Source organism: Pseudomonas sp. 9_2_1 (assembly GCF_059295275.1).
In genome coordinates this window covers 1,953,612-1,977,887 of record NZ_CM181239.1, presented here as the reverse complement: position 1 = coordinate 1,977,887, position 24,276 = coordinate 1,953,612, and the positions used below count along the sequence as shown (strand labels likewise).

Genomic DNA, 24,276 nt, shown 5'->3' with positions numbered 1-24,276 from the left:
GGGCCGAAGATGCACAGGCATGGCGCACACTTGCTGGACGCCACGTCGGCGCGCTTCGCCCTCTGGGCACCCGATGCGCGCAGCGTGAGCGTAATACTGGAGCAGCAGCCGGCCATTGCGCTGCTGCCCGATGAGGATGGCTGGTACACCGGGATCGGCCCGGCCAGGCCCGGTAGCAACTACCACTTCCTCGTCGACGGAAAACTGCAGGTAGCCGACCCCGCGTCGCGCTACCAACCCGAAGGCGTGCATGGGCCTAGCCAGGTAGTGGACATTGCCAGCTACGCCTGGCAACACAGCTGGCAAGGCCGGCCTTGGCACGAGGCCGTGATTCAGGAACTGCACGTCGGTGTGCTGGGCGGTTACGAAGGCGTGGCCAGCCATTTGCCACGCCTTGCCGCCACAGGTATCACCGCGATCGAGCTGATGCCGGTCGGTCAGTTTCCCGGGGACCGCAACTGGGGCTACGACGGTGTGCTGCCCTTTGCCGCGCAGCATAGCTACGGCAGCCCGCAACAGTTGTGCAGCCTGATCGACCAGGCCCATGGCCATGGCCTGATGGTCATGCTCGATGTGGTGTACAACCACTTCGGCCCGGACGGCAACTTCCTGCACCAGTACGCCAGCCCGTTCTTCCGTGAAGACCGGCAGACGCCCTGGGGCGCGGCCATCGATTTCCGCCGCCCGCAAGTACGCGAGTACTTCATCCAGAACGCCCTGATGTGGCTGTGCGACTACCGCTTCGACGGTTTGCGCCTGGACGCGGTGCACGCCATTGACCAGCCCGATTTTCTCATCGAACTGGCGCAACGTGTGCGGGCGGCGGTCGAACCCGGCCGCCAGGTGTGGCTGGTGCTGGAAAACGAACACAACCAGGCGTTCCTGCTGGAACAAGGCTTTGACGCGCAATGGAACGATGACGGCCACAACGCGCTGCACGTACTGCTGACCGGCGAAACCGAAGGCTATTACGAAGACTACAGGGACAAGCCGATCGACAAGCTGGCCCGCTGCCTGGGCGAAGGGTTCGTGTTCCAGGGCGACATCAATCGCCACGGGCAACCCCGGGGCGAGCCGAGCGGGCACCTGTCGCCCAGTGCTTTTGTGCTGTTCCTGCAAAACCATGACCAGATCGGCAACCGTGCGCTGGGTGAGCGCCTTACCCGGCTGTGCCCGCCAGCGGCATTGCGGGCAGCCACCGGCTTGCTGCTGCTGAGCCCGATGATTCCGCTGCTGTTCATGGCCGACGATGACGGCAGCCGCGCGCCGTTCCTGTTCTTCACCGATTTCCACGACGAGCTGGCCGATGCGGTGCGCGAAGGCCGCCGCGGCGAATTTGCCCATTTCGCAGCATTCGCCGACCCCGAACAGCGCCAGCGCATACCTGACCCGAACGCCCGGTCAACCTTCGACACCTCGCGCCCAGATGGCCACGATGTGCTCGCTGGCTGGCACGGCCTGTACCAACAACTGCTGGCGGTACGGCGCACACAGCTGGTGCCCCGCCTCCCGGGCACCCGAGCCTTGGGCGCTGAGGTGCTGGGCGACAAGGCACTCAGCGCCAGCTGGCGGCTGGGGGATGGCAGCACGCTGCGCATCGACCTCAACCTTGCCGCCCAGGCCCAGCCATTGCCGCAGCCTGCTGCCGGCATGCGCCTGTTCGACAGCAGCAACAACGCCCACCCCGACACCCACCTTTCCCCTTACAGCTGCGTGGTCACCCTGCTGCCCGCCGGCCAGGAGGCGCCATGAGCGAACCCTTGCTACACCAGCTGGCCCAGCGAGCCGGGCTGGCGCGCGACTGGATCGACGCCAACAACCGCCCGCAGCAGGTCAGTGACGAAGTGCTGCGCCAGGTACTGGAAGCGCTCGGCCACCCCGCCGCAGACGATGCCCAACTGCGTGACAGCCTGGCCAATATCGCGCACAGCGATGACGCCGAGCATGTGCCGCCGCTGCTGACGGCGGATGCAGGCAAGCCGCTGGCGCTGCGGCGCTACTTCGCAGCCGGCAGCCCGGTGCAGTGCCGCCTCGAGGACGGTACCGAACTGCAATTGCGCCTCGATGCCGAAAGCCGGTTACCGGGCCAACTGCCGGTGGGTTACCACCAGCTGCAAGTCGAAGGCCATGCATTCACGCTGGCCGTTGCGCCCGCGGGCTGCGTGTCCCTGCACGACCGGGTCAACGAACCGCCCGCACGTTGCTGGGGGCTCTCGGCGCAGTTGTACAGCCTGCGCCGCCCCGGCGATGGCGGTTTCGGCGACTGCATGGCCCTGGAGCAGCTGGCACGCAGCGCCGCCGAACGCGGGGCCGATGCATTGGCCATCAGCCCGATCCACGCGCTTTCGGCATTCGATCAGCAACACTACAGCCCGTACTCGCCGTCGAGCCGGTTGCTGCTCAACACCCTGTACGCCAGCCCCGCTGCGATCCTCGGCGAGCGCGCCATGCGCCTGGCCGTGCAGGCCTGCGGGCTGGAGCAGACGCTGGAACGGCTCGAGCAGGAACCACTGGTGGACTGGCCTCGGGCAGCCGAAGCGCGCCACGGGCTGTTGCAGGCGTTGTACAAGGACTTCAGCCAGGGCGAACACCCGCAGCGCAGCGACTTCGACAGTTTTCGCGAGGCAGCTGGCGAAGCGCTGGAACACCATTGCCGTTTCGAAGTGCTGCAGGCCGAAGCCGTCGACCGGGGCCTGGGTGCCGACTGGCGCAACTGGCCAGAGGCCTGGCGAGACCCCTACCATGCCGAAGTGCAGAGCTTTGCCGCCAGCTACCCGGCCCGCATCGAGTTCCACGCATTCTGTCAGTGGCTGACCGAACGCAGCCTGCAACGCGCCCAGGAAGCGGCGCGCGGCAACGGCATGGCGATCGGCTTGATCGCCGATCTGGCAGTGGGTGCCGATGGTGCCGGCAGCCAGGCCTGGAGCCGCCAGGATGAGTTGCTGGCCAAGCTGACGGTGGGTGCGCCGCCCGACATCCTCAACCGCTCCGGCCAGGCCTGGGGCATCTGCGGGTTTTCGCCGGAAGGCCTCAAACGCAACGGCTACCGCGCCTTCATCGAGATGCTGCGGGCCAACCTGGCACACGCTGGCGGCCTGCGCATCGACCACGTGATGGGCCTGCGTCGGTTGTGGGTGATCCCCCCTGGGGCCAAGCCCAGCGACGGCGCCTACCTGAACTACCCACTGGACGACCTGCTGCGCCTGCTGGCGCTGGAATCGGTGCGCCATGAAGCCATCATCCTGGGCGAAGACCTGGGTACCGTGCCCGAAGGGCTGCGGGAGGCTCTGGCGGAAAAGAACGTGCTGGGCATGCGCGTACTGCCATTCGAGCAAGCGTCGCCTGGCAACTTCACCCCGATTCTGGACTGGCCGGACAACGCGCTGGCCACCACCGGCACCCACGACCTGGCCCCGCTGGGCGGCTGGCTGCAGAACCGCGATATCGACTGGAGCCAGCGTTTGCAGCTGATCGACGCTGCCACCGAACTGCACTGGCGCCATGATCGGCAGAAAGAACACGCCGGCCTGCGCCGCACGCTGGAATCCAACTATGGCCCGCTTGAGGACAACGACGCCGTGATCGACGCCGCCATACGCTATGTTGGCCACACCCGCGCCCCGCTGGTGCTGGTCCCCCTCGAAGACCTGCTGGGCTGCGACGAGCAGCCCAACCTGCCGGGCACCACCAGCGGCCACCCCAACTGGCGCCGACGCTTCGCCCGGCCGGCGCGTGAACTATTGGACGACGAAGACGCCGCACGGCGCCTGGAACTGCTGGCACAGGCCCGCGAGCAGGCGTGGGAGCGTGACCGATGAAGCCGCTGACCGCCACCGTGCGGCTACAGTTTCACAGCGACTTCACACTCGATCACGCCGTACCGCTGGTGCCCTACTTCGCCCAACTGGGCATCAGCCATGTTTACGCATCGCCCATTCTCAAGGCCCGCGCCGGCTCACGCCATGGCTACGACGTGGTCGACCCTACCCGGGTCAACCCGGAACTGGGCGGTGAAGCAGCACTCGAACGGCTGGTGGCCGCCCTGCGCCAGCACGGCATGGGGCTGATCCTCGACACCGTGTCCAACCACATGGCCGTGGGCGGCGCCGACAACCCTTGGTGGCAGAGCCTGCTGGCCTGGGGCAGGCGCAGCCCCTATGCCGAGTTCTTCGACATCCAGTGGCACTCCAGCGACCCGTTGCTGGCCGGTCAGTTGCTGCTGCCATTCCTGGGCAGCGACTACGGCCTGGCGCTGAAGAATGGCGAGCTGCCGCTGCAGTTCGACAAGCACCAGGGGCTGCTGCAGGTCGCCCATTACGAGCACCGCTTCCCGATCTGCCCGATCGACTATGGCTGGATTCTGGCCCTTAGCCCGGACCCTGCGCTGCAGGCCCTGGCCGAGCACTTCACCGCGCTGGAGGCGTCGGCCACGCCGCTGGCCGATGCACTCCCGCTGCAAGCCGAACTGGCGCGCCTGGTGCACGAAGGCGCCGATCTGGAATCGGCCCTGGTGGCCTTCGACAGCCGCAGCGAAAACGGCTTCAAGCGCCTGCACCTGCTGCTGGAGCGCCAGACCTACCGCCTGGCCAGCTGGCGCACGGCCGCCGACGACATCAACTGGCGGCGCTTTTTCGACATCAACGAGCTGGGCGGCCTGCGCGTCGAACGTGCCGTGGTGTTCGAAGCCACCCACGCCAAGCTGTTCGAGCTGATCGAACGCGGCCTGGTGGATGGCCTGCGTATCGACCATATCGACGGCCTGGCCGACCCGCGTGGCTACTGCCGCAAACTGCGCCGCCGGGTCGAGAGACTGCTGGCGCGGCGCCCGCTTAACGCGGCCCTGGAGCACTTCCCGATCTACGTGGAAAAAATCCTCGGCGCCAACGAACACCTGCATCGCGACTGGCTTACCGACGGCACCACCGGCTACGAGTTCATGAACCAGGTGTCGCTGCTGCAACACGACCCCGCAGGCGAAGCGCCGTTGACTGAGCTGTGGGCCAACGTGACAGAGCGCCCCGATTTCCCCGAGGAGGTACGCCTGGCGCGGCACCTGGTGCTCAACGCCAGCCTGGCCGGCGACTGCGAGTCGGTGGCCCAGGCGCTGTTGCAGGTGGCACGCAACGACCTCATGACCCGCGACCTGACCCTGGGTGCGATCCGCCGGGCGCTGCAGGCGCTGGTGGCGCATTACCCGGTGTACCGCACCTACTTCAATGCCTGCGGCCGCCCTGCCCAGGACGAAGCGTTCTTCCAGCAGGCACTGGCCAACGCCCGGCACGACCTCAGCGAAGCCGACTGGCCGTTGCTCGAACAGCTTGAGCAATGGCTGGGTGGGCACGCCTGGCGCCAGCTGCCCCCTGGCCGAGCGCGCAAGCAGTTGCGCCACGCCTGCGTGCGCTTCCAGCAACTGACCGCACCCAGCGCCGCCAAGGCCGTGGAAGACACCGCCTTCTACCGCAGTGCCCGGCTGCTGTCGCGCAACGACGTGGGCTTTGAGGCCGAGCGTTTCAGTGCGCCACTGGAGGCCTTTCACAACGAGGCCCAGCGGCGCCTGCGCGATTTCCCCGACAACCTGCTGGCCACCGCCACCCATGACCACAAGCGCGGCGAGGATACCCGCGCACGCCTGGCCGTACTGAGCGAACGCGGCCCCTGGTTGGCCAGCCGCGTCGAGCACTGGCGCGAGCTTGCCGAGCCACTGCGTGCGCAGCTGGACGATGGCCTGGCGCCAAGCCCCGGCGACGAGTTGATGCTGTTGCAGACCCTGCTGGGCAGCTGGCCCTTGCAGCTTGATCCGCACGACGACCAGGCGCTGCATGCCTACGCCGAGCGGGTCCGCCAGTGGCAACAGAAGGCCCTGCGCGAAGCCAAGCTGCGCAGCAGCTGGAGCGCCCCGAACGAGGCCTATGAAGCGTGCTGTGCCAACTACCTGAACGGCTTGCTGCTCGACCCGCAGAACCTGCAACTGCGCAAGTCCGTGGCGGATGCAGCGCAGTTGCTGGCCTGCCCGGGGGCACTCAATAGCCTGGTGCAGGTTTTGATGCGCATGACCGTGCCCGGCGTGCCAGACCTCTACCAGGGCAACGAGTACTGGGACTTCAGCCTGGTAGACCCGGACAACCGCCGCGCGGTGGACTACGCTGCCAGGCGCAGCACCCTGGCTGACGCCACGCCGCTCGGCGAGCTGTTGGCGCACTGGCACGACGGCCGTATCAAGCAAGCCCTGATTGCCCGCGTGCTGGACTGCCGCCAGTCGCATGCCGAGCTGTTCCGCCGTGGTGCCTACCTGCCGCTGACCGTGCACGGCCGGCATGCCGACAAGGTGGTGGCGTTTGCCCGCCTGGGCGAAGGCGAGCGGGCAGTCATCATCGCGCCACGCCTGGCCAGTACCCTGCTGGGTGCTTCACCCACCCCGCTGATCCCGGCACAGAACTGGGAGGATACCCGGGTAAGTCTGCCGTTTGCCCTGTCCCCTGCCACTTCGACTGGACTTTTCGGCGCGGCGGTGGTCAGCCCTGTTAGAGAGTTGCTGTTAAGCGCCGTGCTGTCGGACTTTCCAGTCAACCTGTTGATTGAACATGTTTAGCATTCAGGAGCGTCGTGATGAGTGTCGATGAAAAACGTGTACGCGAGTTCGCCTACCAGATCTGGGAATCAGAGGGGAAACCGGAGGGCCAGGAAGACCGCCATTGGGACATGGCCCGCAAGCTTGCCGAAGCCGAAGCACTGGCGCCTGAAGGCAAGGGCAAATCGGCAGCCAAAGCCAAGGTAGCGGCCAAGCCGAAGGCCGCGGCGTCTGCCAAGCCCGCGGCTGCGCCCAAGCCACCTGCCGAGCCCAAGGTGGCTGCACTGCCGGGGGTAAAACCGGCAGCAGCGAAAAAACCGCGGGCGGCGAAAAAACCCACTGCGGGATGAGCCGTTACGGCCTCTTCCCGGGTGACCCCGCGAAGAGGCCGCAGGTATCCATCGCTTCCCCTTTCCCGGCCCTATGAGGACTGCCATGAGCCCGCGCACCCCAAAGAAAAACCGCTCCGTTGCACCGTCGCGTCTACGCGAAGGCTTGCCCTATCCCCTGGGTGCCACATGGGATGGACTGGGCGTCAACTTCGCCCTGTTCTCGGCCAACGCCACCAAGGTCGAGCTGTGCCTGTTCGACTCCACCGGCGAGCAGGAACTCGAACGCATCGAGTTGCCCGAATACACCGACGAGATCTACCACGGCTACTTGCCGGACGCGCACCCAGGCCTGGTCTACGGCTACCGCGTCCATGGCCCGTACGAGCCGGAAAACGGCCACCGTTTCAACCCCAACAAGCTGCTGATCGACCCTTATGCCAAGCAGCTGGTCGGTCAGCTGAAATGGTCCGAGGCGCTGTTCGGCTATACCATCGGCCACCCCGACGCCGACCTGTCGTTCGACGAGCGCGACAGCGCGCCCTTCGTGCCCAAGTGCAAGGTGATCGACCCTGCCTTCACCTGGGGCCGTGACCAGCGCGTGCAGATCCCGTGGGAGCGCACCATCGTCTACGAGGCCCATACCAAAGGCATCAGCATGCGCCACCCGGCGGTGCCGGAAAACCTGCGTGGCACCTTCGCCGGCCTGGCCAACGACGAGCTGCTCAAGCACATCAAGGACCTGGGTGTTTCCAGCATCGAACTGCTGCCCATTCATGCCTTCGTCAATGACCAGCACCTGCTGCAGAAAGGCCTGAACAACTACTGGGGCTACAACAGCATCGCCTTCTTCGCGCCGCACCCCAGCTACCTGGCCAGTGGCAAGATTGCCGAATTCAAGGAAATGGTCGCCCACCTGCACGATGCCGGCCTGGAAGTGATCATGGACGTGGTCTACAACCACACCGCCGAGGGCAACGAGCAGGGCCCGACGCTGTCCATGCGCGGCATCGACAACGCTTCGTACTACCGCCTGATGCCCGACAACAAGCGCTATTACATCAACGATTCCGGCACTGGCAACACCCTCGATCTCAGCCACCCGTGCGTGCTGCAACTGGTCACAGACTCGCTGCGTTACTGGGCGGGCGAAATGCATGTGGACGGTTTCCGCTTCGACCTGGCGACTATCCTCGGTCGCTACCACGAGGGCTACAGCGAGCGTCACAGCTTCCTCGTTGCCTGCCGCCAGGACCCGCTGCTACGTCAGGTCAAGCTGATCGCCGAACCGTGGGACTGCGGCCCTGGCGGCTATCAGGTGGGCAACTTTGCCCCAGGCTGGGCAGAATGGAACGATCGCTTTCGCGACACCGTGCGTGCCTTCTGGAAGGGTGACGAAGGCCAGCTGGCCGACTTTGCCGCGCGCATGGCGGCTTCCGGAGACATGTTCAACAACCGCGGTCGCCGGCCCTACTCGTCGGTCAATTTCATCACCGCCCACGATGGCTTCACCTTGCGCGACCTGGTGTCGTACAACGACAAGCACAACGAGGACAACGACGAGAACAACCAGGACGGCACCGACAACAACCTGTCCTGGAACTGTGGCGTCGAAGGCCCCACCGAAGACCCGGGGATCAATGCCCTGCGCATGCGCCAGATGCGCAACTACTTTGCCACCTTGCTGTTCGCCCAGGGCACACCGATGATCGTTGCCGGTGATGAATTCAGCCGCACCCAGCACGGCAACAACAACGCCTATTGCCAGGACAGCGAAATCGGCTGGGTCAACTGGGACCTCGACGAGGAAGGCAAGGAGCTGCTGAGCTTCGTCAAACGCCTCACCCGCTTGCGCCTGGCCTACCCCGTGCTGCGCCGCTCGCGCTTTCTGGTGGGTGACTACAACGAGGCCATCGGGGTCAAGGACGTGACCTGGCTTGCCCCGGATGGCGGCGAGATGAGCGTGGAGCAGTGGGAAGACCCGCACGGGCGTTGCCTGGGCATGCTTATCGATGGTCGCGCGCAGGTCAGTGGCATCGCCCGACCAGGTGCCGAAGCCACCGTGCTGCTGATCGTCAATGCCCACCATGACATCGTGCCGTTCCAGCTGCCCACAGTGCCCGAAGGCGACTACTGGAGCTGCCTGGTCGATACCGATCGGCCGGAGCTGCGCAAGGGGCAGCACCTGCAGTTCGACAGCACCTTCGAGGTCAAGGGGCGGTCGATGTTGCTGATGGTGTTGCAACGCGACGAAGAGTGAACACCAGGGGTCATTGCCGGTCCCATGGAGTATTGGTTGCCTGTACCGGCCCTGTCTGGCGCAGGCAACACACACCAGCTGCGATCGAGGAGTACCCGTGAACCCCGAAGCCGGCAGTCCAGGTTTCGCCAGCATCGACCAGGCTCCGGCCGTGAAGCGCCTGCGGGTGCTGACGGTGAACACCCACAAGGGTTTCACCGCCTTCAACCGGCGCTTCATCCTGCCGGAACTGCGCGAGGCAGTGCGCAGCACCCAGGCCGACATCGTGTTCCTGCAGGAAGTGCTGGGCAGCCATGATCGCCACGCTGCCCGCTACCCTGGCTGGCCGCAGACTTCCCAGTACGAGTTCCTCGCCGACAGCATGTGGAGCGATTTCGCCTACGGCCGCAATGCGGTGTATCCCGACGGCCACCACGGCAACGCGCTGCTGTCCAAATACCCGATCATCGAGCACCGCAACCTCGACGTGTCGATCACCGGCCCCGAGCGCCGCGGCCTGTTGCACTGCATCCTCGACCTGCCCCAGCGCCAGGTGCATGCCATCTGTGTGCACCTGTCGTTGCTGGAAAGCCACCGGCAGAAGCAACTGCAACTGCTGCGCGAATTGCTCGATTCCCTGCCCGTCGACGCCCCGGTGATCATTGCCGGCGATTTCAACGACTGGAAGTCCCACGGCAACCGCACCCTGGGCTTGCAGCGTGACCTGCACGAGGCCTTCGAGCGCCACCACGGCCACCTCGCCCGCACTTACCCTGCCCGCCTGCCACTGCTGCGCCTGGACCGTATCTACCTGCGCAACGCCGAGAGCCATGGGCCGCGGATTCTGGGGCACAAACCTTGGTCGCACCTATCCGACCACCTGCCGTTGGCGGTCGAGGTACGGTTCTAACAATCATTCTTCATAGCCAAGGTAGGGCAAATAGCAAACCCCGCTATACACCCCTTATTTATTCGATTAATCAATGGGTTGAGGCCCACCACGAAACATCCACACAGGCTTCACGCTTTCTTGACGCAAGCCCCAGCGTCTCCTTAGATAAACATTACCTAGCGGAAAACATCCCGCGCCGGGCCTCTAGCTCGCGCCTTTGTGCGCGCTTGCGAAAGCTGGCGTGCGGGTTTGGGTCGCCCCCTGTTTTTGTCGTACAGCTCGTGACAACAGGCTAGGTCCTCGGGCTTTACCCTACAAAAACAAAGGAGATCCGCCATGAAAAGCACCTCGAACCCTGTGCGCTTCGACAGCATTTTCTACGCGGTTTCCACGTCGCTGCTTCTGGCAACCCCGGTGGAAACTTTCGCGTACGAACTGCAAGGTGATCCGAGCTCACCCGGCTTTTTGCAGCAATCAGTGGTGCCGCAACCGTCGCTTGACCCGGTCAGCGCCAGCGGCTTGAGCATCGGCACTTTGAACGCGTTTTCGCAGAAGATGGGCGAACGCCACGGGCAGGCGCCAGCCGACCTGATCGCCAGCCAATGGGCGCAGTTCTTCCCCACCGGTGCACGCAGCGGGGCGCAACCGCCCGCGCAGCTGGAAGCACCCAGCCAGCAACTGATGATCGGCCCGGACCTGTTCGTGCGTGAAACCGCTGCGGGCAATGTGCACCGCGCCGGCATTTTCGTGGGGCACAACAACCTGCAGAGCAGCTTCAACGGCATGCGCCCGCTGCTGGGCGACAAGCAGCGCAATGCCGTCAACCTGAGTGGCGAGAGCCTGGGCGTGTACTGGAGCATGACCCATGAGAAAGGCTGGCACCTGGATGCCGTAGCCATGGGCTCGCGCATCGACGTCAATGGCCGCAACGAGAACGGGCAACGGCTGGACGACAGCGGCCACGCGATGACCTTTTCGGTGGAGGGTGGCATCCCCATCGGTCTGGGTGGCGGCTGGGTGATCGAGCCGCAGGCGCAGTTGATCAACCAGCAGTTCTTCCCCGGCAGCCGGGTGCAGGAAGAGACCCTGCAAGCCTTCGACAGCCAGCCGAGCTGGAGCGGCCGGGTCGGTGCCAAGCTGTCCGCAAGCTACGAAGTGCGCGGCATGCCCATCGAACCCTATGTGCGCACCAACGTATGGTACGACTTCAGCAACGCCGATGAGGTAAAGCTGGACCAGGTCGACAAGATTTCCAGCTCGCGCTACTCCACCACCGTTGAATTGGGTTTGGGGCTGGTGGCGCGGGTGACGCCATCGGTGGCGCTGTTTGTCAGTGCCGACTACAGCAGTGATGTGGATGACAATGATTTGAACGGGCTGATTGGCAGCCTTGGGGTAAGGATGCGGTGGTAAGCATGTCAGGTCTTTCGCAGCGCAAGGCTGCTCCTACCCAGGAAAGCGCAAACCTGTAGGAGCAGCCTTGTGCTGCGAAGGGGCCAGCCCCTGGTAACCGGTCAGGCTGGTTTCATGATCAATACGCCAAGCGGCGGCAGGTTCAGGGCCAGCGACAACGGTTGCCCATGACTGGCCAGCTCGTCACTCTCGACCACCCCCAGGTTGCCCACATTCGACCCGGCATACAGCTCTGCATCACTATTCAGCAACTCCTGCCAGCGCTCGCCGAACGGCACGCCAATGCGATACCCCTCGCGCGGCACCGGCGTGAAGTTGGCCACCACCAGCACCGGCTCGCCACTGCTGCTCCAGCGCAGCCAGGCATAAACGCTGTTCTGCGCATCGTCCCCGATCAGCCACTGGAAGCCCTGCGGCTGGCAATCCTGCTCGTGCAGCGCCGGCACCTCGCGATACAGGCGGTTGAGGTCGCTCACCAGGCGTTGCACACCCTGGTGTTCGGGGTATTGCAGCAAGTACCAGTCCAGTTCACTGTCGTGGTTCCATTCACGCCACTGGCCGAACTCGCAGCCCATGAACAGCAGCTTCTTGCCCGGATGCGCCCACATGAAGGTGAGGTAGGCGCGCAGGTTGGCAAACTTCTGCCAGCGGTCGCCGGGCATCTTGTCGATCAGAGAATGCTTGCCGTGCACCACTTCGTCGTGGGAAATCGGCAGGATGAAGTGCTCGGAATAGGCATAGATCAGCCCGAAGCTCATCTCGTTGTGGTGGTGGTTGCGGTGCACCGGGTCGTTCTGGATGTAATGCAGCGTGTCGTGCATCCAGCCCATGTTCCACTTGTAGGCAAAGCCCAGGCCGCCCTGCTGGGTCGGCTGGCTGACACCGGGCCAGGCAGTGGATTCTTCGGCGATGATCAGTGCGCCCGGGGCTTCATGGGCCGCCACACCGTTCAGGTGACGGATGAAGTCGATGGCTTCCAGGTTCTCGCGCCCGCCGTGGCGGTTGGGCACCCATTCACCGGCCTTGCGCGAATAGTCGCGGTACAGCATCGAGGCCACCGCATCGACACGCAGGCCGTCGATGTGGAAGTGCTTCAGCCAGTGCAGGGCCGAGGCCATCATGAAACCGCGTACCTCGTTGCGGCCGAGATTGTAGATCAGCGTGTTCCAGTCCTGATGGTAGCCTTCCAGCGGGTTGTCGTATTCGTACAGCGCGGTGCCATCGAAGCGCGCCAGGCCGTGCTCGTCGGTAGGGAAATGCGCAGGCACCCAGTCCAGCAGCACGCCAATGCCGCCCTGGTGGCAGGCATCGATGAAGGCAGCGAAATCTTCGGCACTGCCATAGCGTGAGGTGGGCGCGAACATCGACAACGGCTGATAGCCCCAGGAGCCGCCGAACGGGTGCTCCATGATCGGCAGCAGTTCGATATGGGTGAAACCCAGCTCTTGTACATAAGGCACCAGGCGTTCGGCCAGTTCACGCCAGTTGTAGTAGCGCCCCACTTCGCCAGCCTCGTCCAGCTCGCAGCGCCACGACCCTGGGTGCAGCTCGTAGATGGACAACGGCGCGTTGTAGGCATGGCGCTCGGCGCGTTGCGCCATCCATTCGTGGTCTTGCCAGTCGTGGCCAAGCTCACCTGCTACCTTGGACGCGGTACTCGGCGGCAACTCGGTTGCGCGCGCCAGCGGGTCGGCCTTGAGCGGCAGGATGCCGTCCTTGCCCAGCACCTCGAACTTGTAGGTTTCGCCAATGCCCAGGCGCGGGATGAACAGCTCCCAGACCCCGGCACTGTGGCGCAGGCGCATGGGGTGGCGGCGGCCGTCCCAGTTGTTGAAATCACCCACCACCGACACCCGGCGGGCATTCGGTGCCCACACCGAGAAGCACACGCCGTCGATGCCGTCGACCTGGGTCGGCTGGGCGCCGAAGCGCCCGGACAAATCGCGGTGGTTGCCTTCGGCAAACAGGTGCAGGTCCATGTCGCCCAGTTGCGGGCCGAAGCTGTAGGGGTCTTCGGTCACCTGCTCGCCGCCGGCCCAGCCGATCTGCAGCAGGTAGGGCTGTGCCTCATCAAGGTGCGCGCTGAACAGGCCGGGCACGCTGCTCTGCTCCATTTCGGCGAGCACGCGCCCATCATTGCGCGCCAGGATGCGCACACTGAGGGCACTGGGCAGGAAGGCGCGGACCACCTGCCCGCCTGCGCCATCGCCATGGGGGCCGAGCACCGCAAATGGATCGGCGTGTTCGGCGCGGGCCAGGGCGTCGAGGTCCCGTTGCCGAAGGCCACCGTTTTCACGCGTTGTAACGTTCATTCTGACTCTCCCCAGGTACTGATCAGTCCATGCAGGCCATGCAAAGGTACGGCCAGCCAGCTTGGACGGTTTTCGGCTTCGTATGTAATTTCGTAGGCAGCTTTTTCCAGGCAGAACAGCTCCAGCGCGGCACGCTCGCCCTCGGCCTGCTGCCAGGCGTGGGGCATGGCGGCGGTGGCCAGGCCATAGGCTTCGACAAAGGCATGCCGCGACTGGTGCAGGTACTGCCTGGCCACCCGTTGCCGGGCTTGGCGCGCCGGGTCGGAAAGGTCCACCGCAGACGCGCTGCGCAAAATCATGGCAGCAGCATAGTCGAAGGATCGCAGCACGCCGCTGACATCCTTGTAGGGGCTGTGTTTTGCCCGGCGCTCGTCAAGCGGACGGGACGGTTCGCCTTCAAAATCGATGAGGTAGGCATCGCCCTGCACCACCAGCACCTGCCCCAGGTGCAGGTCGCCGTGCACGCGCATCAGCAAGCCACCCTCGGCCTGGCGAGCGAGGTTGGCGATGTGCTGGGCCAGGCCGTCGCGTTGTTGCTGCAGGTCGTCTACCAGTGTCTGGCTATCGGCGTCGAGGTGCTCGCGGTGCTGGGCCAGCAGGTCGAGGGCGTGGGCCAGCTCGGCGCTTATCTGCTGACTCCAGCGCTTGCTATCAGCCGCATCACTGGGGCGAGGCGCGAAAGCCTGGTCGTCGGTTGGTGCGGCCAGCAGCAGATGCATTTCGCCCAGGCGTTGGCCGAGTAAAGCGGCAAAGCCGGTGAGTTCGGCCAGCGCGTCGGTGTGCGCCTCGGCGTCGCTGCGGCTGGGCTCCATCTGGTCGCGGATGGCCCTTTCCAGGGTGTTCTGGGTCCAGGCCCAGGCATCGCCCTGGTTGCTCAGATAACCTTGGGCGATCATCAGCAGGTGCGGCGCTTTCTGTTCGTCCACGCGGCTGACCCAGGCCAGCAACGGCGAGATATTGGCAAAGCCGGCGGCGGTCAGGTAGGCGCTCATTTCCAGCTCCGGGTGCACGCCCGGGTTGACCCTGCGGATCAGCTTTAGCACCACCCGGTCGCCGATCACCACCGAGCTGTTGGACTGTTCGGCACTCAGGTAGCGCACTTCGCTTTCCTCGCTCAAGCCCAGTTCCGCCAGCTGCTCGGTGCTTTCGAAGTGCAACTCGCCCTCGCCCTTGCCACACGGCAGGTGCAGGCCATCCTGGCAGCCGCGCAGCACTGCGCGGATGAAGGGTTCAAGGACGAAAGCGTCGGTGATCAGGCCCACCTGATGGGCGCGGCGCACCCTCGACAAGGCCAGTTGCTGTGGCAGCGCGGTGTTGATCTGGTCCTCGGGGAGCAGACCGAACGGCAGCTGGTAGCGGTTGGCGACGCCGTCACTGAGCACTTCGATTTCGCTGAGCAGCACCGGCGTGGTGGCGGTGCCAAAGCGCACGCCATAGCACAGGCGCACGTCGTCGATCGGTCCTTCCTTGCCGGCAAACCAGCGGCGCTTGGGCAGGTATTGCGGCAGGATGGCGGTTTGCAGCGTATCGCTGGCAGGTGCTTCCAGCAGTTCTTCCATGCGTTTGCGCAGTACCAGCGTATTCAATTCGGGTAACCCCTCGGTGGCCTGGATGTGCCAGCTGGGCATGCGGTCGTGCGACGCCAGCAGGAACCAGTAAAAAGCATAGGGTGGCAAGGTCAGCAGGAACGGCAACTGGCCGATTGGTGGGAAGGCGCTGCCGCCCAGCATCTCCACAGGTACTTTGTCGGCGAATTGTGACAATTCCAGTTCGGCTGCCTGGGCGGCGCGGGACACGTTGGCCACGCACAGGATCACCTCGGTATTGCCATCGGCGTCGGTGTACTCGCGGATATAGGCGAGAACGCGCCGGTTACTGGGGGTAAGGGTACGCAGCGTGCCGCGGCCAAAGGCTTTTTGCTGCTTGCGCACCGCCAGCATGCGCCGGGTCCAGTTCAGCAGCGAGTGCGGGTCATGGCTCTGGGCCTCGACATTCACTGTCTGGTAGCCGTACAGCGGGTCCATGATGGGCGGCAGCACCAGGCGCTGCGGGTCGGCGCGGGAAAATCCACCGTTGCGGTCCGGCGACCACTGCATGGGCGTGCGCACGCCGTCGCGGTCGCCCAGGTAGATGTTGTCGCCCATGCCCAGCTCATCGCCGTAGTACAGGGTGGGCGTGCCGGGCATCGACAGCAGCAGGCTGGTGAGCAGTTCGATGCGCCGTCGATCACGCTGCAGCAGCGGCGCCAGCCGTCGACGGATGCCCAGGTTGATGCGCGCACGGCGGTCTTCGGCGTAATAGTTCCACAGGTAGTCACGCTCGCGGTCGGTGACCATTTCCAGGGTCAGCTCATCGTGGTTGCGCAAGAAAATCGCCCATTGGCAGTTGGCGGGGATTTCCGGTGTCTGACGCAGGATGTCGGTGATCGGGAAGCGGTCTTCCATGGCCAGGGCCATGTACATGCGCGGCATCAGCGGGAAATGGAAGGCCATGTGGCATTCATCGCCCTCGCCTTCGCCGAAGTACGGGCGGGTGTCTTCGGGCCACTGGTTGGCCTCGGCCAGCAGCATGCGGTCGGGGTAGTTGGCGTCGATTTCGGCGCGGATCGCCTTGAGCACGTCGTGTGTTTCGGCGAGGTTTTCGTTGTTGGTGCCGTCACGCTCGATCAGGTAGGGAATGGCATCCAGGCGCAGGCCGTCGACGCCCAGGTCGAGCCAGAAGCGCATCACCCCGATGACCGCCTTGAGCACCTGCGGGTTGTCGAAATTGAGATCGGGCTGGTGCGAGTAGAAGCGGTGCCAGAAATACTGGCCGGCGACCGGGTCCCAGGTCCAGTTGGACTTCTCGGTGTCGAGGAAGATAATGCGCGTGCCGTCGTATTTCTGGTCGTCGTCCGACCACACGTAGAAGTCCCGCGCCTTGCTGCCGGGCTTGGCGTGGCGGGCGCGCTGGAACCACGGGTGCTGGTCGCTGGTGTGGTTGATGACCAGTTCGGTGATTACCCGCAGCCCGCGCTTGTGCGCTTCGGCAATGAAGCGGCGGGCGTCGGCCAGGCTGCCGTAGTCGGCATGCACATCTTTGTATTCGGCAATGTCGTAGCCGTCATCGCGCCGTGGCGAGGGGTAGAACGGCAGCAGCCACAACGTATTCACACCCAGCTCGGCGATGTAGTCGAGCTTGCTGATCAGGCCGGCGAAGTCGCCGATGCCGTCGTTGTTCGAATCGAAGAACGACTTGATGTGCAGCTGGTAGATGACGGCGTCCTTGTACCACAGCGGGTCGTCGATAAAGGCTGCCGGGCGGGAACGCTTGGCCATGAGTGACTCCTTTCATTTCTGCGAAACCGTGTTGCCTGACTTCGGGGCTGCTATGCAGCCCCAGAATATTCAAGCCCTAGCGCGCCTTTTCGATCCGCCAGATACCGAATGGCTGATGCCAGGGTTCGATACGCATGAACTGGGTCTTGCCGTACCAGGACCAGCGGTGGCCATTCATCAAATCCTCGCCGTGGGTTTCAGCATCGTCATCCAGCCCCAGCTCCCACAGGGGCAATTCGAAATGCGCCTCCTGGGCGTTGAACGGGTCGAGGCTGATCGCCACCAGGATGAAGTTGTCACGCTCGGGCGTACGCTTGGCGAAGTACAGGATGTTGTCGTTCCAGCAGTTGAAGAACGCCACACCGAGGTGCGTCTGCAATGCCGGGTTCTGCCGGCGAATGCGGTTGAGCTGGGCAATCTCGGCGATGATGTTGCCGGGCTGGGTGAAGTCGCGCGGACGAATCTCGTACTTCTCCGAGTCCAGATACTCTTCCTTGCCCGGCAACCCGGCGGCTTCGCACAGCTCGAAGCCGGAATACATCCCCCACAGCCCCGACCCCATGGTCGCCAGCGCAGCGCGGATAAGGAACCCGGCGCGGCCCGAGTGCTGCAGGAAGAACGGGTTGATATCCGGCGTATTGACGAAAAAGTTGGGCCGGTAGCACTGGCTCCATGGCGGCTGGTTGAGTTGCTCGAAGAACTCGCGCAGCTCCTCCTTGGTATTGCGCCAGGTGAAGTAGGTGTAGCTCTGCGCGTACCCCACCTTGCCCAGCCGCGCCATCATCGCCGGCTTGGTGAAGGCTTCGGCGAGGAACAGCACGTCCGGGTACTGGCTGCGCACATTGGCGATCAGCCATTGCCAGAACGGCAGCGGCTTGGTGTGCGGGTTGTCGACGCGGAAGGTTTTGACGCCCTCCTCGACCCAGCCGATGATCACATCGCGCAGGGCCAGCCACAGGCTCGGCACTGCGTCGGGGGCGTAGAAGTCGACGTTGACGATGTCCTGGTATTTTTTGGGCGGGTTCTCGGCGTAGCGGATAGTGCCGTCCGGGCGCCAGCTGAACCAGCCCGGATGCTGTTTCAGCCAGGGGTGGTCCTGGGAACACTGGATGGCGAAGTCGAGCGCGATCTCAAGGCCATGCTGCGCGGCCGCCGACACCAGCCGACGGAAGTCCTCGCGGCTGCCCAGTTGCGGGTGAATGGCGTCGTGCCCACCCTCGGCGCTGCCGATGGCATAAGGGCTGCCAGGATCCTCGAGTTGCGCCTGCAAAGCGTTGTTGCGGCCTTTGCGGTGCTGGGTGCCGATAGGGTGAATGGGCGGAAAATACAACACATCGAAACCCATGTCGCGGATCATCGGCAGGCGCTGATGCACATCGTTGAAGGTGCCATGGCGCTCGGGGCTGTCGGTGATCGAGCGCGGAAACAGCTCATACCAGCTGGCAAACTGTGCTGCCGGGCGGTCGACATCCAGCGGGAACTCGGTGCTGCTGGTGAGGTAGCAGCGGTGCCCGGCTTCGCTCATCAACCGGCTGGCCTCGGTGCCCAGCAACAGTGCCACCTGGTCGTCATCGGGCAGCGTCTGCAGCCGCGCCTGCAGCGCCTGCAACTGCTCGCGCAATGCGCCACTGCTCAGTTCAATGCCCTTGCCCAGCAGCCGCCGCCCCTCTTCAAGCTCCAGCTTGATGTCCACCCCCGCCTGGAACTTTTTTTCCAGGTCATGGCAGTAGGTGGCGTAGGGGTCGATCCAGGCGTCGATGCTGAACAGGTGCGGGCCGATTTCGGTAGGCGTGAACTCGGCCAGCCACAGATCATTGCCGGGCGATGTCATGGGCACGCAGTGAATTCGCCGGCTGCCCGCCTGGCGCCAGTTCAACACCACGGCCATGCGGTCGTGGCCGTCGGTGAATACCTTGCTGCTGACCGAAACCGGCTGGTTGCTGATGGCCTTGGCGGCAAACGTGCCGCCGTCGAGTACCGGTTGGGTATCCTCGATTGCGATGCGCGGTGCCAGCAGCGCCTGGGACAGGCTGATGACCTGGTCCGGGTGATCGTTCGCCATGGGCACGCTTTCAAACGGCTCGTTACGTGACATCGACCTTGCTCCCTCAGGCTGGTGGCGGTAAGGGTTCAGAGCCGGGGCACAGGCATGGGGTTCAAAAAAATTGAGCGAACGGCAACTGCCAGCGGTCAGAGCCTGCAGCACCTCTTCATTCACCCACGCGAGGTCAGGCCATGAACATCCCGATTCCACCGGAAACCCCCGATCCGAACATCGACGACCCGAGCCTGCCGCCGCCCGTGCCGGAACAGGACCCGGACGAGCTGCCGATCAAGCCGACCGTGCCGCCGACGGTAGGCGACCCGCCAAGCCAGGAGCCACCGGTGAAGGCTTAAGGGTAGACCAGGATTCTGTGCAGGCAGGACCGGCCTCTTCGCGGGTCAATCGGGGCGATCCGATTGACCCGCGAAGAGGCCGGCTCAGCTAGCACATCATCCAGCTGATACAGCTGAAATCTCCGCCACACTGATCTCGCGCATGCGGAACTTCTGCACCTTGCCGGTCACTGTCATTGGGTACTCGTCGACAAAGCGGATATGCCGCGGCACCTTGAAATGCGCAATGCGTGCCTTGCACCAGCCCTGCAGCTCTTCCACCGTGGCGCTGTGCCCAGGGTGCAGCTTGATCCAGGCGACGATCTCTTCCCCGTAGCGGCTGCACGGAATGCCGATCACCTGCGCGTCGGCCACCGCCGGGTGGGTGTAGAAGAACTCTTCCAGCTCGCGCGGGTAGATGTTCTCGCCACCGCGAATGATCATGTCCTTGTTGCGCCCCACAATACGCACATGCCCGTGCTCATCCATCACCGCCAGGTCGCCCGAATGCATCCAGCCAGCCGGGTCAATGGCATCGGCCGTGGCCTGGGGGTTGTCCCAGTAGCCGAGCATCACGCTGTAGCCACGGGTGCACAACTCGCCGATCTGGCCGCGGGCGACGATGCAACCGTCGGCGTCCACCAGTTTGTTCTCAAGCTGCGGCTGTGTGCGGCCGACGGTGGTCACGCGCAGCTCCAGTTCGTCGTCCGGGCCGGTTTGCAGCGACACCGGGCTGGTTTCGGTCATGCCGTAGGCAATCTGCACTTCGGCCATGTGCATCTGGTCGATGACCCGGCGCATCACCTCGATCGGGCAGGTAGCGCCGGCCATGATGCCGCTGCGCAGGGTCGACAGGTCCATCTGCGCACGGGACGGGTGGTCGAGCATGGCGATGAACATGGTCGGCACGCCATAGAGGATGCTGGCGCGCTCTTCGGCCACGGCGCGCAGGGTGAGCTCGGCATCGAAGGCGTCATTGGGGTAGATCATGGTGCTGCCGTGGGTGATGCAGCCAAGGTTGGCCATGACCATGCCAAAGCAGTGGTAGAGCGGCACCGGGATCACCATGCGGTCTCGCTCGTTCAGACCCAGACTTTCGCCGACCATGAAGCCGTTGTTGAGGATGTTGTAGTGGCTGAGCGTGGCACCCTTGGGCGCGCCGGTGGTGCCGGAGGTGTACTGGATGTTCACCGGCTGGTCGAACTGCAGGCCTTGTTGGCGGGCGCTGCAGGCCTCGATGTCGGTCTGCCCTGCCAGTTCGCCCAGCGCTTGCCAGGGCAGGAAGCCAGCCGGCGGATTGGCGCCCAGGCTGATCACACCGCGCAGGTCGGGCAGGCCTTGGCTCGCCAGCTCGCCGGGCGTGGCGGCGGCCAGCTCTGGGACCAGCTGCTGCACCATGGCGTGATAATCGGAACGCTTGAAGGCATCCGCACACACCAGCCAGCGGCAGCCGGACTGGCGCAGCACATATTCCAGTTCACCTACGCGATACGCCGGGTTGATGTTGACCAGGATGGCACCCACCTTGGCGCTGGCCAGTTGCAGGATGCACCACTGGGCGCAGTTGGGCGACCAGATGCCGACCCTTTCGCCAGTATTCACGCCCAGCGCCATCAGGGCGCGGGCATGCACCTCTACCTGCTCGGCCAACTGCCGCCAGCTGTAGCGCAAGCCTTGATGGCGCGACACCAGCGCCTCGCCGTCGGCGCAGCGGGCCACCGTGGCATCGAACGCCTGGCCGATGGTCTGGGTCAGCAAAGCTTGGTCCTGGCGACCGCGGGTATAGCTGGGTTGACTCATGGGTGTCCCTTCTTGTGGTTGTTCTGGGCACGACTGAAGCAAGCGGGAATACTCTGGCGCAGATTTACGTTTACGTAAAGGTGATGAGTCGATTGACAGTAACCCCATGCAGGTTTACGTTAACGTAAAGGTGATGAACGACACCTGCCCTCAGGCTTGCAGCCGCTCCCACAGGGTCCGGCGCCAGCTCCTTGAGCTACGGTGTAACCCAACTTCAAGAACAACAAAGGTGCCCCCGCATGCATTACCCTTCCCTGAACTTCGCCTTGGGCGAAACCATCGACATGCTCCGCGATCAGGTGCGCACCTTCGCCGCCGCCGAGTTGGCGCCACGGGCCGCGCAAATCGACCACGACAACCTGTTCCCCGCTGACATGTGGCGCAAGTTCGGCGACATGGGCCTGCTGGGTATCACCGTGGCGGAAGAGTACGGCGGTGCCGGCCTGGGTTACCTGGCCCATGTAGTGTCTATGGAAGAAATCAGCCGTGCCTCGGCCTCGGTGGCCTTGTCGTATGGCGCCCACTCCAACCTGTGCGTCAACCAGATCAACCGCAACGGCACCCACGAGCAGAAGCTGAAGTACCTGCCCAAGCTGATCAGCGGCGAGCACATTGGCGCACTGGCCATGAGCGAGCCCAACGCCGGCTCCGACGTGGTGTCGATGAAGCTGCGCGCGGAAAAACGCGGCGACCACTACGTGCTCAACGGCAGCAAGACCTGGATCACCAACGGCCCGGACGCCAACACCTACGTGATCTACGCCAAGACCGACCTGGACAAGGGCGCGCACGGCATTACCGCGTTCATCGTCGAGCGTGACTGGAAAGGCTTCAGCCGCAGCAACAAGTTCGACAAACTGGGCATGCGCGGCTCCAACACCTGCGAGCTGTTCTTCGATGACGTCGAAGTGCCACAGGAAAACATCCTCGGCCAGCTCAACGGTGGCGTGCGCGTGCTGATGAGCGGCCTGGACTACGAGCGCGTGGTGCTGTCCGGTGGCCCGACCGGCATCATGCAAAGCTGCATGGACCTGGTGGTGCCGTACATCCACGACCGCAAGCAGTTCGGCCAGAGCATCGGCGAGTTCCAGCTGATCCAGGGCAAGATCGCCGACATGTACACCCAGCTCAACGCCAGCCGCGCCTACCTGTATGCCGTGGCCCAGGCCTGCGACCGTGGCGAGACCACCCGCAAGGATGCCGCCGGGGTGATCCTCTACACCGCCGAACGCGCCACGCAAATGGCCCTTGAGGCCATCCAGATTCTCGGCGGCAACGGCTACATCAACGAATTCCCGGCGGGCCGCCTGCTGCGCGATGCCAAGCTGTACGAGATCGGTGCCGGCACCAGCGAAATCCGCCGGATGCTGATCGGCCGTGAACTGTTCAACGAAACCCGCTGAGCACAAGGGACGGGCGCACATGGCTACCTTGCATACCCAGATCAACCCGCGTTCGGCGGAATTCGCCGACAACAGCGCGGCCATGCTCGAACAGGTCCAGGCCCTGCGCGGCCTGCTCGCCCAGGTCGCCCAGGGCGGCGGCCCGAAGGCGCAGGAGCGGCACACCTCGCGGGGCAAGCTGCTGCCGCGCGAGCGTATCGACCGCCTGCTGGACCCGGGCTCGCCGTTCCTCGAAATCGGCCAGCTGGCCGCCCATGAGGTGTACGGCGAAGACGTGCCCGCTGCGGGCGTCATCGCCGGCATCGGCCGCGTCGAAGGCGTGGAATGCATGATCGTGGCCAACGACGCCACGGTAAAGGGCGGTTCGTACTACCCACTGACGGTGAAAAAGCACCTGCGTGCGCAGGCCATCGCCCAGCAGAACCGTCTGCCGTGCATCTACCTGGTGGACTCCGGCGGTGCCAACCTGCCACGCCAGGACGAAGTGTTCCCAGACCGCGAGCACTTCGGGCGGATCTTCTTCAACCAGGCCAACATGAGCGCGCAGGGCATCCCGCAGATTGCCGTGGTGATGGGCTCGTGCACCGCTGGCGGTGCCTATGTGCCGGCCATGGCCGATGAAGCGATCATGGTACGCCAGCAGGCGACCATCTTCCTCGCCGGCCCGCCCTTGGTGAAGGCTGCCACCGGTGAAGTGGTGAGCGCCGAGGACCTCGGGGGCGCCGATGTGCATTGCCGCACCAGCGGCGTGGCCGACCATTACGCCGACAACGACGAACACGCCCTGGCCATCGCCCGGCGCAGCGTGGCCAACCTCAACTGGCACAAGCTGGGCAAACTGCAGCGCCTGGCGCCGGTGGCGCCGTTGTATGGCGCCGAAGAGTTGTACGGCGTAGTGCCGGCCGATGCCAAGCAGCCGTTCGACGTGCGCGAGGTCATCGCCAGGCTGGTCGACGGCTCGGTGTTCGATGAATTCAAGGCGCTGTTCGGCACTACCCTGGTGTGCGGCTTCGCCCACTTGCACGGCTACCCGGTGGCGATTCTGGCCAACAACGGCATCCTGTTCGCCGAAGCCGCGCAAAAGGGCGCGCACTTCATCGAACTGGCCTGCCAGCGCGGCATCCCGCTGCTGTTCCTGCAGAACATCACCGGCTTCATGGTCGGTAAAAAGTATGAAGAAGGCGGCATCGCCAAGCACGGTGCCAAGCTGGTCACCGCCGTGGCCTGCGCCCAGGTACCCAAGTTCACGGTGATCATCGGCGGCAGTTTCGGCGCCGGCAACTACGGCATGTGCGGCCGCGCCTACGACCCACGCTTCCTGTGGATGTGGCCCAACGCGCGAATTGGCGTGATGGGCGCCGAGCAGGCGGCCGGGGTACTGGCCCAGGTCAAGCGCGAGCAAAGCGAACGCAGTGGCCAGGCCTTCAGTGCCGAGGACGAAGCCCGGCTCAAGCAGCCGATCCTCGACCAGTACGAACACCAGGGCCACCCCTACTACTCCAGTGCCCGCCTGTGGGACGACGGTGTCATCGACCCGGCACAGACCCGCGACGTGCTCGGCCTGGCGCTGTCTGCCGCGCTGAACGCAGCGATCGAACCCAGCCGCTTCGGCATTTTCCGGATGTGA

General features: G+C 64.5%; 14 protein-coding genes. 10 read left to right on the top strand and 4 right to left on the bottom strand.

The window, feature by feature from the left end; genetic code table 11:
- Nucleotides 1–9 precede the first annotated feature (9 nt).
- The 7 genes from treZ (at nt 10) to AC5O5I_RS08750 (ending at nt 11,441) form a co-directional block, all read left to right on the top strand.
- Nucleotides 10–1,752: a malto-oligosyltrehalose trehalohydrolase gene (gene treZ, locus AC5O5I_RS08780; RefSeq protein WP_494512359.1), complete on the top strand. Its 1,743-nt coding sequence runs from the start codon at nt 10–12 to the stop codon at nt 1,750–1,752.
- Complete coding sequence (gene malQ, locus AC5O5I_RS08775; RefSeq protein WP_494512358.1) at nt 1,749–3,818, top strand: 4-alpha-glucanotransferase; 2,070 nt, start codon at nt 1,749–1,751, stop codon at nt 3,816–3,818. Before treZ ends, malQ begins: the two co-directional genes overlap by 4 nt.
- Nucleotides 3,815–6,589, top strand: coding sequence for a malto-oligosyltrehalose synthase (locus AC5O5I_RS08770; RefSeq protein ID WP_494512357.1), 2,775 nt, complete (start codon nt 3,815–3,817; stop codon nt 6,587–6,589). Before malQ ends, AC5O5I_RS08770 begins: the two co-directional genes overlap by 4 nt.
- 14 nt (nt 6,590–6,603) lie before the next feature.
- Nucleotides 6,604–6,918 carry a DUF2934 domain-containing protein gene (locus AC5O5I_RS08765; protein ID WP_172229443.1) on the top strand — a complete coding sequence of 105 codons (315 nt, stop codon included), beginning with the start codon at nt 6,604–6,606 and terminating at the stop codon, nt 6,916–6,918.
- An 85-nt stretch (nt 6,919–7,003) separates the two neighbouring features.
- A complete protein-coding gene (gene glgX / locus AC5O5I_RS08760) occupies nt 7,004–9,157 on the top strand; it encodes a glycogen debranching protein GlgX (RefSeq protein WP_172229445.1) in 2,154 nt (717 codons plus the stop codon).
- A 97-nt stretch (nt 9,158–9,254) separates the two neighbouring features.
- The gene (locus AC5O5I_RS08755; protein ID WP_172286720.1) at nt 9,255–10,046 is read left to right on the top strand and encodes an endonuclease/exonuclease/phosphatase family protein; all 792 of its coding nucleotides are present in this window, start codon (nt 9,255–9,257) and stop codon (nt 10,044–10,046) included.
- A gap of 318 nt (nt 10,047–10,364) precedes the next feature.
- Nucleotides 10,365–11,441 carry an autotransporter domain-containing protein gene (locus AC5O5I_RS08750; protein WP_172228156.1) on the top strand — a complete coding sequence of 359 codons (1,077 nt, stop codon included), beginning with the start codon at nt 10,365–10,367 and terminating at the stop codon, nt 11,439–11,441.
- A gap of 101 nt (nt 11,442–11,542) precedes the next feature.
- Here the strand turns inward: AC5O5I_RS08750 and glgB are convergent, their stop codons facing one another.
- The 3 genes from glgB to AC5O5I_RS08735 all read right to left on the bottom strand — a co-directional run bounded on the left by glgB (nt 11,543) and on the right by AC5O5I_RS08735 (nt 19,165).
- Nucleotides 11,543–13,753, bottom strand: coding sequence for a 1,4-alpha-glucan branching protein GlgB (gene glgB / locus AC5O5I_RS08745; RefSeq protein ID WP_172228158.1), 2,211 nt, complete (start codon nt 13,751–13,753; stop codon nt 11,543–11,545).
- On the bottom strand, nt 13,750–17,070 hold the full coding sequence (gene treS, locus AC5O5I_RS08740; RefSeq protein ID WP_172228160.1) for a maltose alpha-D-glucosyltransferase: 3,321 nt from the start codon (nt 17,068–17,070) through the stop codon (nt 13,750–13,752). The genes glgB and treS overlap by 4 nt, the downstream gene beginning before the upstream one ends.
- A 76-nt stretch (nt 17,071–17,146) precedes the next feature.
- Nucleotides 17,147–19,165, bottom strand: coding sequence for an alpha-1,4-glucan--maltose-1-phosphate maltosyltransferase (locus AC5O5I_RS08735; protein WP_494512356.1), 2,019 nt, complete (start codon nt 19,163–19,165; stop codon nt 17,147–17,149).
- A 140-nt stretch (nt 19,166–19,305) separates the two neighbouring features.
- Here AC5O5I_RS08735 and AC5O5I_RS08730 point away from each other — a divergent pair, with 140 nt between their 5' ends.
- The gene (locus AC5O5I_RS08730; protein WP_172228164.1) at nt 19,306–19,467 is read left to right on the top strand and encodes a hypothetical protein; all 162 of its coding nucleotides are present in this window, start codon (nt 19,306–19,308) and stop codon (nt 19,465–19,467) included.
- 96 nt (nt 19,468–19,563) lie between these two features.
- Here AC5O5I_RS08730 and AC5O5I_RS08725 read toward each other — a convergent pair whose 3' ends face one another.
- A complete protein-coding gene (locus AC5O5I_RS08725) occupies nt 19,564–21,246 on the bottom strand; it encodes an AMP-binding protein (protein ID WP_494512355.1) in 1,683 nt (560 codons plus the stop codon).
- Nucleotides 21,247–21,485: 239 nt separating this feature from the next.
- On the opposite strand from AC5O5I_RS08725, the gene AC5O5I_RS08720 reads away from it, so the two are divergent.
- On the top strand, nt 21,486–22,649 hold the full coding sequence (locus AC5O5I_RS08720; protein ID WP_172286725.1) for an isovaleryl-CoA dehydrogenase: 1,164 nt from the start codon (nt 21,486–21,488) through the stop codon (nt 22,647–22,649).
- A gap of 19 nt (nt 22,650–22,668) precedes the next feature.
- On the top strand, nt 22,669–24,276 hold the full coding sequence (locus tag AC5O5I_RS08715) for a carboxyl transferase domain-containing protein (protein WP_172286726.1): 1,608 nt from the start codon (nt 22,669–22,671) through the stop codon (nt 24,274–24,276).